General features: G+C 35.5%; 22 protein-coding genes. 1 reads left to right on the top strand and 21 read right to left on the bottom strand.

The annotated features are described in order from the left end of the window. From rplR to rpsL, 21 genes are all read right to left on the bottom strand, one after another. Complete coding sequence (gene rplR, locus AP058_RS16170; protein ID WP_066313247.1) at nt 1–351, bottom strand: 50S ribosomal protein L18; 351 nt, start codon at nt 349–351, stop codon at nt 1–3. An 11-nt stretch (nt 352–362) separates the two neighbouring features. Continuing rightward, nucleotides 363–905 carry a 50S ribosomal protein L6 gene (gene rplF, locus AP058_RS16165; protein ID WP_066313244.1) on the bottom strand — a complete coding sequence of 181 codons (543 nt, stop codon included), beginning with the start codon at nt 903–905 and terminating at the stop codon, nt 363–365. An 18-nt stretch (nt 906–923) separates the two neighbouring features. Beyond that, nucleotides 924–1322 (bottom strand): 30S ribosomal protein S8, encoded by a 399-nt coding sequence (gene rpsH / locus AP058_RS16160; RefSeq protein WP_066313243.1) that lies wholly within the window; start codon nt 1320–1322, stop codon nt 924–926. Between the two features lie 75 nt (nt 1323–1397). Beyond that, on the bottom strand, nt 1398–1667 hold the full coding sequence (gene rpsN / locus AP058_RS16155) for a 30S ribosomal protein S14 (protein WP_066313241.1): 270 nt from the start codon (nt 1665–1667) through the stop codon (nt 1398–1400). Nucleotides 1668–1670: 3 nt separating this feature from the next. Continuing rightward, a complete protein-coding gene (gene rplE / locus AP058_RS16150; protein ID WP_066313239.1) occupies nt 1671–2222 on the bottom strand; it encodes a 50S ribosomal protein L5 in 552 nt (183 codons plus the stop codon). Between the two features lie 2 nt (nt 2223–2224). After that, nucleotides 2225–2539 carry a 50S ribosomal protein L24 gene (gene rplX / locus AP058_RS16145; protein WP_066313237.1) on the bottom strand — a complete coding sequence of 105 codons (315 nt, stop codon included), beginning with the start codon at nt 2537–2539 and terminating at the stop codon, nt 2225–2227. 11 nt (nt 2540–2550) lie between these two features. Continuing rightward, on the bottom strand, nt 2551–2919 hold the full coding sequence (gene rplN, locus AP058_RS16140; RefSeq protein ID WP_066313234.1) for a 50S ribosomal protein L14: 369 nt from the start codon (nt 2917–2919) through the stop codon (nt 2551–2553). Between the two features lie 2 nt (nt 2920–2921). Continuing rightward, nucleotides 2922–3182, bottom strand: coding sequence for a 30S ribosomal protein S17 (gene rpsQ / locus AP058_RS16135; protein ID WP_026706247.1), 261 nt, complete (start codon nt 3180–3182; stop codon nt 2922–2924). Between the two features lie 17 nt (nt 3183–3199). After that, on the bottom strand, nt 3200–3391 hold the full coding sequence (gene rpmC / locus AP058_RS16130; protein ID WP_007803639.1) for a 50S ribosomal protein L29: 192 nt from the start codon (nt 3389–3391) through the stop codon (nt 3200–3202). Nucleotides 3392–3404: 13 nt separating this feature from the next. Further along, on the bottom strand, nt 3405–3830 hold the full coding sequence (rplP, locus tag AP058_RS16125) for a 50S ribosomal protein L16 (protein ID WP_066313233.1): 426 nt from the start codon (nt 3828–3830) through the stop codon (nt 3405–3407). 18 nt (nt 3831–3848) lie between these two features. Then, on the bottom strand, nt 3849–4598 hold the full coding sequence (gene rpsC, locus AP058_RS16120; protein ID WP_066313231.1) for a 30S ribosomal protein S3: 750 nt from the start codon (nt 4596–4598) through the stop codon (nt 3849–3851). 5 nt (nt 4599–4603) lie between these two features. Then, nucleotides 4604–5017, bottom strand: coding sequence for a 50S ribosomal protein L22 (gene rplV, locus AP058_RS16115; protein ID WP_066313228.1), 414 nt, complete (start codon nt 5015–5017; stop codon nt 4604–4606). Nucleotides 5018–5023: 6 nt separating this feature from the next. Then, nucleotides 5024–5302, bottom strand: coding sequence for a 30S ribosomal protein S19 (rpsS, locus tag AP058_RS16110; protein WP_007136562.1), 279 nt, complete (start codon nt 5300–5302; stop codon nt 5024–5026). Nucleotides 5303–5308: 6 nt separating this feature from the next. Beyond that, the gene (gene rplB / locus AP058_RS16105) at nt 5309–6133 is read right to left on the bottom strand and encodes a 50S ribosomal protein L2 (protein ID WP_066313226.1); all 825 of its coding nucleotides are present in this window, start codon (nt 6131–6133) and stop codon (nt 5309–5311) included. A gap of 9 nt (nt 6134–6142) precedes the next feature. Beyond that, nucleotides 6143–6433 carry a 50S ribosomal protein L23 gene (gene rplW, locus AP058_RS16100; RefSeq protein ID WP_066313225.1) on the bottom strand — a complete coding sequence of 97 codons (291 nt, stop codon included), beginning with the start codon at nt 6431–6433 and terminating at the stop codon, nt 6143–6145. A gap of 7 nt (nt 6434–6440) precedes the next feature. After that, nucleotides 6441–7070: a 50S ribosomal protein L4 gene (gene rplD / locus AP058_RS16095; protein WP_066313223.1), complete on the bottom strand. Its 630-nt coding sequence runs from the start codon at nt 7068–7070 to the stop codon at nt 6441–6443. Then, nucleotides 7070–7687, bottom strand: a complete 618-nt coding sequence (gene rplC, locus AP058_RS16090) for a 50S ribosomal protein L3 (RefSeq protein ID WP_066313221.1) — start codon at nt 7685–7687, stop codon at nt 7070–7072. The genes rplD and rplC overlap by 1 nt, the downstream gene beginning before the upstream one ends. 157 nt (nt 7688–7844) lie before the next feature. Next, nucleotides 7845–8150, bottom strand: coding sequence for a 30S ribosomal protein S10 (rpsJ, locus tag AP058_RS16085; RefSeq protein WP_007803605.1), 306 nt, complete (start codon nt 8148–8150; stop codon nt 7845–7847). A gap of 10 nt (nt 8151–8160) precedes the next feature. Continuing rightward, complete coding sequence (gene fusA, locus AP058_RS16080; RefSeq protein ID WP_066313217.1) at nt 8161–10317, bottom strand: elongation factor G; 2157 nt, start codon at nt 10315–10317, stop codon at nt 8161–8163. 5 nt (nt 10318–10322) lie between these two features. Further along, the gene (gene rpsG / locus AP058_RS16075) at nt 10323–10799 is read right to left on the bottom strand and encodes a 30S ribosomal protein S7 (RefSeq protein ID WP_007803600.1); all 477 of its coding nucleotides are present in this window, start codon (nt 10797–10799) and stop codon (nt 10323–10325) included. Nucleotides 10800–10870: 71 nt separating this feature from the next. Further along, the gene (gene rpsL, locus AP058_RS16070) at nt 10871–11254 is read right to left on the bottom strand and encodes a 30S ribosomal protein S12 (RefSeq protein ID WP_066313210.1); all 384 of its coding nucleotides are present in this window, start codon (nt 11252–11254) and stop codon (nt 10871–10873) included. Between the two features lie 179 nt (nt 11255–11433). On the opposite strand from rpsL, the gene AP058_RS16065 reads away from it, so the two are divergent. Then, nucleotides 11434–13128, top strand: coding sequence for a hypothetical protein (locus AP058_RS16065; RefSeq protein ID WP_066313570.1), 1695 nt, complete (start codon nt 11434–11436; stop codon nt 13126–13128). Nucleotides 13129–13185: the final 57 nt, after the last annotated feature.

Genomic DNA, 13185 nt, shown 5'->3' with positions numbered 1-13185 from the left:
TTAGAATTTAAGTCCAGCTGCTCTTGCGCCGTCTGCTAATGATTTAATACGACCGTGGTATAAGTATCCTCCTCTATCGAAAGTTACCGTTTCAACCCCAGCTTTTAATGCTTTTTCTGCAACTAGTTTTCCAACAGCAGCTGCAATTTCAACATTCGTACCTTTTCCAATTTCTTTTTCTCTTGAAGAGGCAGCTAATATAGTAATTCCATTTACATCATCAATAAGTTGTGCGTAAATTTCTTTATTACTTCTAAATACAGATAGTCTTGGTTTAGCAGCAGAACCGCTAATCGTTTTTCTAATTCTGAATTTAATTCTCTGTCTTCTATCAGATTTTGTTAATGACATAATCTTATTTTTTAAGCTGATTTACCTGCTTTTCTTCTTAATACTTCACCCACAAACTTAACCCCTTTACCTTTGTACGGTTCTGGCTTACGGAAACCTCTAATTTTCGCAGCTACTTGACCTAAAAGTTGTTTATCGTAAGATGTTAGTTTTACGATAGGGTTTTTACCTTTTTCAGATATTGTTTCTAAAGTTACCTCTTGAGCAATCTCTAAAATAATATTGTGAGAATATCCAAGAGCTAAATCTAACTTTTGACCTTGATTTGAAGCTCTATATCCAACTCCAACCAATTCTAACGATTTAGTGAACCCTTCGTTTACACCAATAATCATGTTATTGATTAATGATCTGTAAAGTCCGTGTTTTGCTCTTTGGTCTTTATGATCAGATGATCTGCTTACTTGCACTTGATCACCTTCAACTACTACAGTACTGTCCGAAAACTCCTGTGTCAGTTGACCCAATTTTCCTTTTACTGTAATGATACCTTCCTTAACTTCTACAGTTACTCCAGCAGGGATTACAATTGGATTTTTACCTATTCTTGACATCTTATATAGTCTTTATGATTAGTATACGTAACAAATTACTTCACCACCAACATGTAATTGCTTAGCTTGTTTTCCAGTCATCAAACCTTTTGACGTAGAAACAATAGCAATACCTAATCCGTTAAGGATACGAGGTAATTTAGTAGCACCTGCATACTTACGCAAACCTGGTTTACTAATTCTTTGGATATCTTTAATTACTGGCTCTTTAGTATCTTTATCGTACTTTAAAGCGATTTTGATTGAACCCTGAACAGCGTTGTCTTCAAATTTGTAACTTAAAATATAACCTTGATCAAATAAGATCTTAGTTATTTCTTTTTTTAGATTAGATGCCGGAATTTCAACAACTTTGTGGTTTGCAGCCACAGCGTTACGAACTCTCGTCAAATAATCTGCAATTGGATCTGTATACATTTGTATTAATTTACGATCTTGGTTTTCGGTAAAAACTATTTCTACCGAACCTTAGACCAATTTATAATTCTTATTCTACCAGCTGGCTTTTTTAACTCCTGGTATTAAACCGTTGTTAGCCATTTCACGGAAAGTTACACGCGAAAGACCAAACTGACGCATATAACCTCTTGGTCTACCCGTTAATTTACAACGATTGTGTAAACGAACTGGTGAAGCATTTTTTGGTAATTTTTGTAAACCTTCGAAATCTCCAGCTTCTTTCAAAGCTTTTCTTTTCTCAGCAAACTTCGCTACCGTTTTTTCTCTCTTCACCTCGCGGGCTTTCATTGATTCTTTAGCCATGTCTTAATTCTTTTTAAAAGGTAAACCTAATTCAGTCAATAACGACTTTGCTTCTTTGTCTGTTTGAGCAGTAGTAACAAAAGTAATATCCATTCCTGAAATTTTGTTAACTTTATCAATATCAATTTCTGGGAAAATGATTTGCTCTAAAACTCCAAGGTTGTAGTTACCTCTACCATCAAATCCAGTAGCTTTAATACCACCAAAATCTCTTACACGTGGTAAAGCTGAAGTAATAAGTCTATCTAAAAACTCATACATTCTTTCTCCACGCAAAGTAACTTTTGCTCCAATCGGCATCCCTTTTCTCAATTTAAAAGACGCAACGTCTTTCTTTGAGATAGTAGAGACCGCTCTTTGTCCAGTGATCTTTGTTAACTCATCAACTGCATAGTCAATCAGTTTTTTATCAGATACAGCTGCACCAACTCCTTTACTCAAAACGATTTTTTCAAGCTTTGGAACTTGCATCACGTTTGTGTAACCGAATTCCTCTTTAAGAGCAGAGATAACTCTACTCTTATATTCTTCTTTTAGTCTAGGTATATATGCCATTACTATAGTACTTGATTAGATTTTTTTGAAAATCTTACTTTCTTATCTCCTTCTACTCTAATTCCAACTCTTGTAGTCTCTTTTGACTTAGGGTCAATTAAAGAGATATTTGAAATTTGTATAGAAGCTTCTTTCTTAACGATACCACCTTGAGGGCTTTTTGCACTTGGTTTTGTATGTTTCGAAACCATGTTTACACCTTCAACTATCGCTTTGTTTTTTTCACGGTACACACGTAAAACTTTACCTTCAGAACCTTTATGGTCTCCAGCAATTACTCTTACAATGTCTCCTGATTTTATTTTTAGCTTTATCATCTTAAAACGAATTAAAGCACTTCTGGTGCTAATGATACAATTTTCATGAATTGTCTTTCACGAAGTTCTCTTGCTACCGGACCAAAAACACGAGTTCCTCTCATTTCCCCTGCAGCATTCAAAAGAACACATGCATTGTCATCGAAACGGATATAAGAACCATCGGCTCTTCTCACTTCTTTTTTGGTACGTACAACAACTGCAGTTGAAACAGCTCCTTTTTTTACGTTCCCGTTCGGAGTTGCATCTTTGATAGAAACTACAATCTTATCACCAACAGAAGCATACCTTCTTTTGGTACCTCCTAAAACACGGATAGTTAAAACTTCCTTTGCTCCCGTGTTATCTGCTACTTTAAGTCTTGATTCTTGTTGTACCATAATTATTTAGCTCTTTCTAGGATTTCAACTAATCTCCAACATTTTGATTTACTTAAAGGACGCGTTTCGCTAATTCTCACAGTATCTCCAATGTTACAGTCGTTTGTTTCGTCATGTGCTACAAATTTCTTTGTTTTCAACACGAACTTACCGTATAATGGGTGTTTTACTTTAGTTACTTGTGCAACAACAATAGATTTATCCATTTTGTTAGACGTAACCACACCAATTCTTTCTTTTCTTAAATTTCTTTTTTCTTCCATCTTTCAGCAGAATACAATTATTGTAACTCTCTTTTAGTTAGCTCTGTAGCCAATCTTGCAACTGTTCGTCTTACACTTCTAATTTGAAGCGGATTCTCAATTGGAGAAATAGCATGGGCCATTTTTAGGTCAGCATATATCTTCTTAGTTTGACTAAGTTTTTCTTGCAACTCCGCTGCAGAAAGATCTTTTATTTCTGATTGTTTCATAATATAATATAAATTATGCTTCGAAATCTCTAGCAACTACGAACTTAGTTTTTACTGGAAGCTTTTGAGCTGCAAGACGTAACGCCTCTTTTGCAACTGACAAAGGTACTCCTCCAACTTCAAACATAATTCTTCCGGGTTTAACAACGGCAGCCCAATACTCAACTGCACCTTTACCTTTACCCATACGTACCTCAAGAGGTTTCTTAGTGATAGGTTTGTCTGGAAATATTTTGATCCATAATTGTCCTTCTCTTTTCATAAAACGAGTTGCAGCAATACGCGCAGCTTCGATTTGACGAGAGGTTAAGAACATTCCATCTTCATGTACCGATTTAATTCCAAACATTCCATTAGAAAGTTCATGCCCTCTATTAGAGTTCCCTTTCATTTTACCTTTTTGTACCTTACGGTATTTTGTTCTTTTAGGCTGTAACATTTTTCTTTAGTTTAAAAATTACTTTCGTTTACGAGCGTCTGGTTTTCCACCTTTATTAAAGTTAGATTTGCCTCTAGCATCTCCACCTTTACCACCACCAGATTGTTTTTTGTCCATTCCAGCAAGCGGAGAAAGATCTCTCTTTCCATAAACTTCACCTTTCATGATCCACACCTTGATTCCCATTCTACCATAAGTAGTATGCGCCTCAGCAAGTGCATAATCAATATCAGCTCTGAAAGTTGATAGAGGAATTCTACCTTCTTTGAATCCTTCAGAACGTGCCATCTCAGCACCATTCAAACGACCAGAAATCAAAACTTTGATACCTTCCGCGTTCATACGCATAGAAGCAGCAATAGCCATTTTGATTGCACGTCTGTAAGAAATACGGCTTTCGATTTGACGAGCGATGCTAGTCGCAACTAGATAAGCATCTAACTCAGGTCTTTTGATTTCAAAGATGTTGATTTGAACCTCTTTGTCAGTAATCTTCTTAAGCTCTTCTTTTAACTTGTCTACCTCTTGTCCACCTTTTCCAATAATAATACCAGGTCTAGCAGTAGTGATAGTAACGGTTACAAGTTTAAGAGTTCTCTCGATGATTACTTTTGATACACTAGCTTTTGATAAACGAGCATGGATATACTTTCTGATTTTGTGATCTTCGGCTAATTTATCACCGTAATCATTTCCACCATACCAGTTTGAGTCCCATCCTCTGATGATACCAAGTCTATTTCCAATTGGATTTGTCTTTTGTCCCATGCTGCTTAAGAATTGCTTTGTACGTTATTGATAGCTCCAAGCACGATTGTTACGTGATTAGAACGTTTTCTTATTCTGTGTGCACGACCTTGTGGAGCTGGACGAAGTCTTTTCAACATCATTCCACCATCTACTCTGATCTCCTTAATAAATAATCCAGCTTCTTCTAAATTACCTTCACTATTTTTCTGCTCCCAGTTGTTGATTGCAGATAATACTAGTTTCTCTAATTTTCTTGAAGCTTCTTTTGAACTAAATCTTAAGATGTTAAGTGCTCTTTCTACCTTCTGACCTCTTACCAAGTCCGCTACTAAGCGCATTTTTCTAGGTGAAGTAGGGCAGTTATTCAATTTTGCGAAAGCAATAGACTTATTAGCCTCTTTTCTCGCATCTGCTGTTTCTCTTTTACGAACTCCCATTGCTTCTTATTTTTTACCTTTATTTTTTGCTCCAGCATGACCTCTAAAAGATCTAGTTGGTGAAAATTCTCCTAATTTGTGTCCTACCATGTTTTCTGTAACGTAAACAGGTACAAATTGACGACCGTTATGAACTGCGATAGTTTGCCCAACAAAGTCTGGAGTAATCATAGAAGCACGAGACCAAGTCTTTACTACTCCCTTATTTCCACCTGCAATGTTTTCTTGAACTTTCTTGTCTAACTTATAATGAACAAAAGGTCCTTTTTTTAATGAACGTGCCATATCTTATTATTTCTTTCTACGTTCTACGATATACTTGTTACTCGGGTTTTTCTTAGAACGAGTTCTATAACCTTTTGCTGGTATTCCATTTCTTGAACGTGGATGTCCACCAGAAGAACGTCCTTCTCCACCACCCATTGGGTGATCAACAGGGTTCATTGCAACAGGTCTTGTTCTAGGTCTTCTTCCTAACCATCTAGTTCTACCTGCTTTACCAGATACTACTAATTGGTGATCTGAATTAGAAACCGCTCCAATTGTAGCAGCACAAGTTAACAAGATCAATCTTGTTTCACCCGACGGCATTTTAAGCGTAGCGTATTTACCATCTCTTGCCATCAACTGAGCAAATGTACCTGCCGAACGAGCAATAACTGCTCCTTGACCTGGACGCAACTCAATACATGAGATAACAGTTCCTAAAGGGATTCTACTTAAAGGCAATGTATTACCAATCTCAGGTTGTGCTTCTGGACCAGAAACTAATTTCTGACCAACTTTTAAACCGTTTTGAGCGATAACATATGTTTTCTCTCCATCAGCATACGCCAACAAAGCGATAAAAGCAGTACGATTTGGATCGTATTCAATAGACTTCACGGTTGCAGGAATTCCTTCCTTAGTTCTTTTGAAATCAATAATACGATATCTCTGCTTGTGACCACCACCCGTATAACGCATGGTCATCTTTCCTTGACTATTTCTACCTCCAGAGTTTTTTATCGGCGCTATCAAAGAGCGTTCCGGCTTATCAGTTGTAATGGCGTCATAACCATTCACAACTCTAAATCGCTGACCTGGGGTAATAGGTTTTAATTTTCTTACTGACATTTTTCTATCTTAGATATTGTTGTAAAAATCAATTGTTTCTCCTGCTTGTACTTGAACAATTGCTTTCTTAATTGCATTCGTCTTTCCACTGATCAAACCACTTTTAGTGTATTTTGTCGATCTATCTGGTCTTACATTAATAGTATTCACACTCAAAATAGTTACTCCATAAGCAGCTTCAATAGCTTTCTTAATTTGTATTTTGTTCGCTTTTCTATCAACAACAAACCCGAAGCGATTCAAAACTTCACTTTCTTTGGTTACTTTTTCTGTTACTATAGGTCTAATAATAATACTCATATTCCTATTATTTGCTTAAATTTTCTTCAATTCCTTCTAAAGAACCCTCTAAAAGCACTAAGTTATTAGCATTTAATATTGCATAAGTGCTTAATTCTGAACTACTTACAACATTAGACGCCTTTAAATTGCGTGAGGACAAATATACATTTTTATTTGACTCTCCCAACACAAATAGCGATTTTTTATTCTCTAAACCTAAAGCCTTCAAAACGTTAATGAAGTTTTTAGTATTTGGTGCATCAAAATTAAAGTCTTCAAGAACGATGATATTCGCCTCTTTTGCTTTAATTGAGAAAGCTGATTTTCTTGCCAATCTCTTTACGCCTTTATTCAATTTGAATGAATAGCTTCTTGGTCTTGGTCCGAAAATTGTTCCACCACCTTTAAACAATGGATTTTTAATACTACCCGCACGAGCAGTACCAGTTCCTTTTTGCTTTTTAATCTTACGTGTACTACCAGCAACTTCAGCTCTTTCTTTAGCTTTGTGCGTTCCTTGTCTTTGATTTGCTAAATATTGTTTAACATCAAGGTATACTGCGTGATTATTTGGCTCAATTGCGAATACTGAATCAGAAAGTTGAACTTTTCTGCCAGTATCTTTTCCGTTGAAATCTAATACTTTTACTTCCATTACTTGTGAATGATTACATAAGAGTTATTATGTCCAGGAACGCATCCTTTAACAAGAAGTAGATTCTTTTCAGTAACTACTTTTAAAACTCTAAGGTTTTGAACGTTTACATTTACTCCTCCCATACGTCCAGCCATACGCATTCCTTTGAATACTCTAGATGGATAAGATGAAGCCCCTACAGAACCTGGTGCTCTTAAACGGTTATGTTGACCGTGAGTTGCTTGACCAACACCACCAAAACCGTGACGCTTTACAACCCCCTGAAAACCTTTACCTTTAGACACACCTTGTATATCTACAAATTCTCCTTCAACAAACATAGTAACATCTACAAGATCTCCTAATTTTTGTTCTGTCGCAAAATTCTTGAATTCAATGACTTTTTTCTTAGCTACAGTTCCAGCTTTTTTAAAGTGACCTACAGCCGCTTTAGTGGAATGTTTCTCGTTTTTGTCATCGAAACCAAGTTGCAACGCTTCGTACCCGTCAACACCTTTGGTTCTGACTTGGGTAACAACACAAGGACCAGCTTCGATTACTGTACAAGGAATATTTTTCCCGTTCTCGTCGAAAATACTAGTCATGCCGATTTTTTTACCAATTAACCCAGACATAAATATTAATTATTAATTATTAAATATAAATATAGAACGCAGCTTTTAGCCAAATCCTATTTTTTTTTAGTGGTGCAAAAGTATAACTTATTTACACACAAAACAAAAAAATATTTTTTAGTTAAAAGCAGCGTCCTTTTTTTACTCTTAAATTTACTTAAACTTTAATTTCAACTTCAACTCCACTTGGCAATTCAAGTTTCATTAAAGCATCGATAGTTTTAGATGAAGATGAATAAATGTCAATTAATCTCTTGTATGACATTACTTCAAACTGCTCTCTTGCTTTTTTGTTTACGTGAGGTGAACGCAAAACAGTGAACAGTTTTTTGTGAGTTGGCAATGGAATTGGTCCAGTTACAACCGCACCGGTAGTTTTTACCGTTTTTACAATCTTCTCTGCTGATTTATCAACCAACATATGATCGTAAGACTTTAGTTTTATTCTGATTTTTTGACTCATTTTCTTAAGATTAAGCGTTTCCTTTTGCTTTTTTAATTACAGCTTCCGAAATATTTGAAGGTGTTTCTGCGTAGTGAGAAAACTCCATTGTAGAAGTAGCTCTACCTGATGACAATGTTCGCAATGTAGTTACATAACCAAACATTTCAGATAAAGGCACATCTGCTTTAATTGTTTTCGCACCATTTCTGTCACCCATGTCATTAACCTGACCTCTACGACGGTTGATATCACCTACGATATCTCCCATGTTTTCTTCTGGTGTAATAACTTCCATCTTCATGATAGGCTCAAGAATAACAGCACCTGCAGCCTTAGCCACTTCTCTGTATCCCATTCTTGCAGCTAATTCAAAAGACAATGCATCTGAATCGACAGGGTGAAAAGATCCGTCTGTTAAAGTTACTTTCAAACTATCTACTTGGTATCCAGCTAAAGGACCCGTTTTCATAGCTTCTCTAAAACCTTTTTCAACAGATGGGATATATTCTTTAGGAACGTTACCACCTTTTACCGCATTAACAAATTGCAATCCAACTGGAGCTTTACCATCTACTTCATCAGCAGGTTCTAATGTAAATACGATATCACCGAATTTACCACGACCTCCAGATTGTTTCTTGTACGTCTCTCTATGTTGTGCCGCTCTTGTAAATGCTTCTTTGTATTCAACTTGAGGCTCACCTTGATTTACTTCAACTTTAAACTCACGTCTCATACGATCAATAAGCACATCTAAGTGAAGCTCACCCATACCTGATATAATTGTTTGCCCTGAAGCCTCATCAGTTCTAACTGTAAACGTAGGATCTTCTTCAGCTAATTTAGCCAAAGCCATACCCATTTTATCTACATCGACCTTAGTTTTAGGCTCAATTGCAACACCAATAACTGGCGCAGGAAACTTCATTGACTCAAGAATAATTGGATGCTTTTCATCACACATTGTATCTCCAGTCTTAATGTCCTTAAATCCAACTGCCGCACCAATATCACCAGCCTCGATATAATCGATTGGGTTTTGCTTATTAGCATGCATTTGGTAAATACGAGAAATACGCTCTTTGTTTCCTGAACGAGTGTTCAAGATATAAGAACCTGCATCCAAACGTCCTGAATAAGCACGAAAAAACGCTAAACGACCTACGAAAGGGTCAGTAGCAATTTTAAAAGCTAAAGCAGCGAATGGCTCAGTAACCGATGGTTTACGTAAAATTTTCGTTTGATCTTCTTCTAGCAATTCAGCATCATCAGGATGAATTCCCCAAATACCTTCTTTCTCCATTGGAGATGGCAAGTATTTACAAACTGCATCTAATAAAAACTGAACTCCCTTATTTTTAAACGACGATCCACAAAGCATTGGGATAATCGCCATATCAATAGTAGCTGCTCTTAAAGCATTGTTGATTTCTTCTTCAGTAATAGAAGTTTCATCTTCCATGTACTTATCCAAAAGATTTTCATCGTAATCTGCTACTGCTTCGATTAATGCCGAACGGTATTGTTTTACCTCTTCGATCATATCTTCAGGAATAGCAACAATGTCGTAAGTTGCACCATGGTTTTCATCATGCCATACAATAGCTTGATTTTTCACTAAATCCACAACTCCTCTAAAATCTTGCTCATCACCAATAGGCAAAGTAATCGCAACTGCATTAGACTTCAACATATCTCTAACTTGCTGACAAACAGCTAAAAAGTTAGATCCTTGACGGTCCATTTTGTTAACGAATCCCATACGCGGCACACGGTACTGATCTGCAAGCCTCCAGTTAGTTTCAGATTGAGGTTCTACACCATCAACTGCACTAAACAAGAAAACTAAACCATCAAGTACACGCAACGAACGATTCACTTCAACTGTAAAGTCAACGTGTCCTGGTGTATCGATAATGTTAAAGTGATACGGAATAGATTCCGGTAACGCTTTACCTTGTTTTGAAGGGAAATTCCATTCACAAGTCGTCGCAGCAGAAGTAATTGTAATACCTCTTTCCTGCTCTTGAGCCATCCAGTCCATTGTTGCAGAACCTTCGTGAGTCTCACCTAGTTTGTGGTTTTTTCCTGTATAGAAAAGAATACGCTCTGTTGTTGTAGTTTTACCTGCATCAATGTGAGCCGCAATTCCAATGTTTCTTGTATATTTTAAATCTCTAGCCATCTCGATTAAAATCTAAAGTGAGAGAAAGCTTTGTTAGCTTCTGCCATTTTGTGAGTATCCATTCTTTTCTTAACCGCAGCTCCTTCTTCTTTAGCCGCAGCTAAACACTCAGACGCTAAACGTTGTGCCATAGATTTTTCGTTTCTTCTTCTAGAATAAAGTATCAACCACTTCATTGCCATAGAAATCTTACGATCTGGTCTAATTTGCATTGGAATTTGAAATGTAGCTCCACCAACTCTACGGCTACGTACTTCTACGTGAGGCATAACGTTTGTAAGTGCATCTTTCCAAATTTCCAAAGATGATTTTTCTGAATCTTGCTTTTTAGACTCTATAATGTCAATTGCATCATAAAATACTTTAAAAGCTGTAGATTTCTTACCGTCCCACATTAAGTTATTCACGAAACGTGTAACTAATTGGTCATTAAACCTTGGGTCTGGTAAAAGTGGTCTTTTCTTTGCCGCTCTTTTTCTCATGTCTTTGTTTTAACAAAATTAAACACCTATAAACTCACAATATATCGTGTATCTATGATGCAAACTTTAAATTACTTTTTTACTTCTTTTGGGCGTTTTGCACCATACTTAGATCTCCTTTGCGTTCTTCCTGCTACACCTGATGTATCAAGCGCACCACGAACGATGTGATATCTAACTCCTGGTAAATCTTTTACCCTTCCACCCCTAACTAATACTATCGAGTGCTCTTGTAGATTGTGTCCTTCTCCAGGGATGTAAGCATTCACTTCATTACCATTTGTCAAACGTACACGCGCTACTTTACGCATTGCAGAGTTTGGTTTTTTTGGTGTAGTAGTGTAAACACGCGTACAAACCCCTCTTCTTTGAGGACAAGAATCTAAAGCAACCGATTTACTCTTCTTAGTCATCTGAGTTCTTCCTGTTCTTACTAATTGTTGAATTGTTGGCATAATTAATACTAAAAATTATTATGATATTTAATTCCCGCTTTTTACGGGGTTGCAAATGTAGAAAATATTTTTTACTTGACAAACGTTAAAACATTAATTTTCAATACAATTATTTGATATTCCTATTTATTTCAATAGAAATAAAAAAAATACTACTTTTATTGAAATTAAAATGGAACTTGAAAACAATCCTCAAAACCTTAATTATATTCCTGCTGACTGCTCCGATTTCAGCTCAAAGCATCTTTTTAACTGTTTCTGGTAAAACAGCGGAAGAAACTAAAATCATTGACTCATTACAATACAGTAAAATTCAATTCAACGCGCAAACGGCAACACAAGAAATTACAGTATTAACGAACAAATTACTTCAACTTGGCTACATAAACAATGAGATCTCATTAAATCCCACCTCGAACAAAGACACTTTATATTACAAAATCAACCTTAATAATCAAATAAAAAATATACACATATACATTGTCCGAAATAAAGAGGAAATAAAATTATTGTTTCCTAAAGGCATCAACGACACTGTACTTGTTCCGTATCCAAAAATTGATCAATATTTGCAATTAAAGTACAACGAGTTGGCCGCTCTGGGAAAACCATTTACAAAAATTAAACTAGAGAATATACAGCAGAGAAAAAATTATCTCATAGCCGAATTGATAATTAAATCAGAACAGACAAGAATTATAAATGCTATAACCTACAATTTTTCAGATCCAAAAAAATCAAATACACTCCCTAAAGCGTACCAAAAATTTATATCTAAGAAATTTGTCGGAAGAGATTATACCAAAAAAAATATTGAAAAAATAAACAAAACACTTAGTGCAATAAGCTTCGTCACAAGTACAAAACATCCAGAAGCTTTATTCAAAAAAGATTCAACCCTAATATACACCTACCTAGAAAAAAAAAATTCAAGCAACTTCGATGGTTACATTGGATTTAACACAGACGAAAATAAAAAACTCCGCTTGAATGGCTACTTGGATATTCAATTGGAGAACATCATGCACGCCGGAGAGGAGTTTTCACTGTATTGGAAAAACGATGGAAAAGAACGGAAAACTTTTGACACTCAATTGGAAATTCCTTTTGTTTTCGGAACTCCATTTCTCATCAAAGGAGTATTGAACATTTTTACACAAGACAGCACCTTTCAAAACACTAAAATAGCCGCAACTGTAGGTTATATTATAAATCTCGATTCCAAAATAAAACTACAGCATCAAACAACGCAGTCGAGCAACATACAAAACATAAACTCGAGCATAATCAAGGACTATCAAAGCAAATTCAATTCGTTAAATTATACGTACATCAAGCAAAGAGATAACGATTCCTTTTTAAACAACAATACGAGTCTAGACTTAGACGTTGGCTACGGCGTCAGGACAACAAACAAATCAAAAAGTACGCAAAAAAACTTTAAAACTGATTTTTCGTACACTTTTACAATTAATCCCAAAAACTACTTTGGACTTAGAAATTTAAATTATTTGTTAATAAGTAACAATTATTTAACAAATGAACTCTATCGCTTTGGGGGTGTAAAATCCATAAGAGGATTTTCAGAAAACAGTATTCAAGCAAACTATGTATCATACATAACTACGGAATATTTATATATTGTAAACTCAAACCTTTACCTGAATTCAGTACTAGACTTCGGTGTTTACGTAGATAAAACCGTAAATATGAGTAAAGGAAATCAAAAAACTCTAAAAAGTTTTGGCATCGAAATTAATTTAAAAACTAAAAGTAATATCGTAAAAATATCTTTAGCGAATGGCAGCAGCAGCAACGAGAAAATTGAATTATCTAACACAATCTTAAACATCTGTTATAATGTTAAATTTTGAGTTAATAAAAAAAAAGCTTTCTAAAAATTAGGTTAATTAACAGAAAATTAAGAATTT

The sequence above is a fragment of the Flavobacterium sp. TAB 87 genome, assembly GCF_001529295.1.
Taxonomy (GTDB): domain Bacteria; phylum Bacteroidota; class Bacteroidia; order Flavobacteriales; family Flavobacteriaceae; genus Flavobacterium.
Note: the sequence above shows the minus strand (reverse complement) of the source record. Positions and strands in the feature narration are given on the sequence as shown.

Bases quoted from the DNA above. Each gene is read 5' to 3' on its own strand.
- rpsJ (WP_007803605.1), bottom strand. From the start codon at position 8,150: ATGAGTCAAAAAATCAGAATAAAACTAAAGTCTTACGATCATATGTTG.
- rplV (WP_066313228.1), bottom strand. From the start codon at position 5,017: ATGGGAGTTCGTAAAAGAGAAACAGCAGATGCGAGAAAAGAGGCTAAT.
- rplR (WP_066313247.1), bottom strand. From the start codon at position 351: ATGTCATTAACAAAATCTGATAGAAGACAGAGAATTAAATTCAGAATT.
- rplF (WP_066313244.1), bottom strand. From the start codon at position 905: ATGTCAAGAATAGGTAAAAATCCAATTGTAATCCCTGCTGGAGTAACT.
- rplB (WP_066313226.1), bottom strand. From the start codon at position 6,133: ATGTCAGTAAGAAAATTAAAACCTATTACCCCAGGTCAGCGATTTAGA.
- rplW (WP_066313225.1), bottom strand. From the start codon at position 6,433: ATGAGTATTATTATTAGACCTATAGTAACAGAAAAAGTAACCAAAGAA.
- rplE (WP_066313239.1), bottom strand. From the start codon at position 2,222: ATGGCATATATACCTAGACTAAAAGAAGAATATAAGAGTAGAGTTATC.
- rpsL (WP_066313210.1), bottom strand. From the start codon at position 11,254: ATGCCAACAATTCAACAATTAGTAAGAACAGGAAGAACTCAGATGACT.
- rpsS (WP_007136562.1), bottom strand. From the start codon at position 5,302: ATGGCACGTTCATTAAAAAAAGGACCTTTTGTTCATTATAAGTTAGAC.
- rplP (WP_066313233.1), bottom strand. From the start codon at position 3,830: ATGTTACAGCCTAAAAGAACAAAATACCGTAAGGTACAAAAAGGTAAA.
- rplN (WP_066313234.1), bottom strand. From the start codon at position 2,919: ATGGTACAACAAGAATCAAGACTTAAAGTAGCAGATAACACGGGAGCA.
- rpsC (WP_066313231.1), bottom strand. From the start codon at position 4,598: ATGGGACAAAAGACAAATCCAATTGGAAATAGACTTGGTATCATCAGA.
- rplC (WP_066313221.1), bottom strand. From the start codon at position 7,687: ATGTCTGGGTTAATTGGTAAAAAAATCGGCATGACTAGTATTTTCGAC.
- rpsQ (WP_026706247.1), bottom strand. From the start codon at position 3,182: ATGGAAGAAAAAAGAAATTTAAGAAAAGAAAGAATTGGTGTGGTTACG.
- fusA (WP_066313217.1), bottom strand. From the start codon at position 10,317: ATGGCTAGAGATTTAAAATATACAAGAAACATTGGAATTGCGGCTCAC.
- rpsH (WP_066313243.1), bottom strand. From the start codon at position 1,322: ATGTATACAGATCCAATTGCAGATTATTTGACGAGAGTTCGTAACGCT.
- rplX (WP_066313237.1), bottom strand. From the start codon at position 2,539: ATGATAAAGCTAAAAATAAAATCAGGAGACATTGTAAGAGTAATTGCT.
- rpsN (WP_066313241.1), bottom strand. From the start codon at position 1,667: ATGGCTAAAGAATCAATGAAAGCCCGCGAGGTGAAGAGAGAAAAAACG.
- rplD (WP_066313223.1), bottom strand. From the start codon at position 7,070: ATGGAAGTAAAAGTATTAGATTTCAACGGAAAAGATACTGGCAGAAAA.
- rpsG (WP_007803600.1), bottom strand. From the start codon at position 10,799: ATGAGAAAAAGAGCGGCAAAGAAAAGACCACTTTTACCAGACCCAAGG.
- rpmC (WP_007803639.1), bottom strand. From the start codon at position 3,391: ATGAAACAATCAGAAATAAAAGATCTTTCTGCAGCGGAGTTGCAAGAA.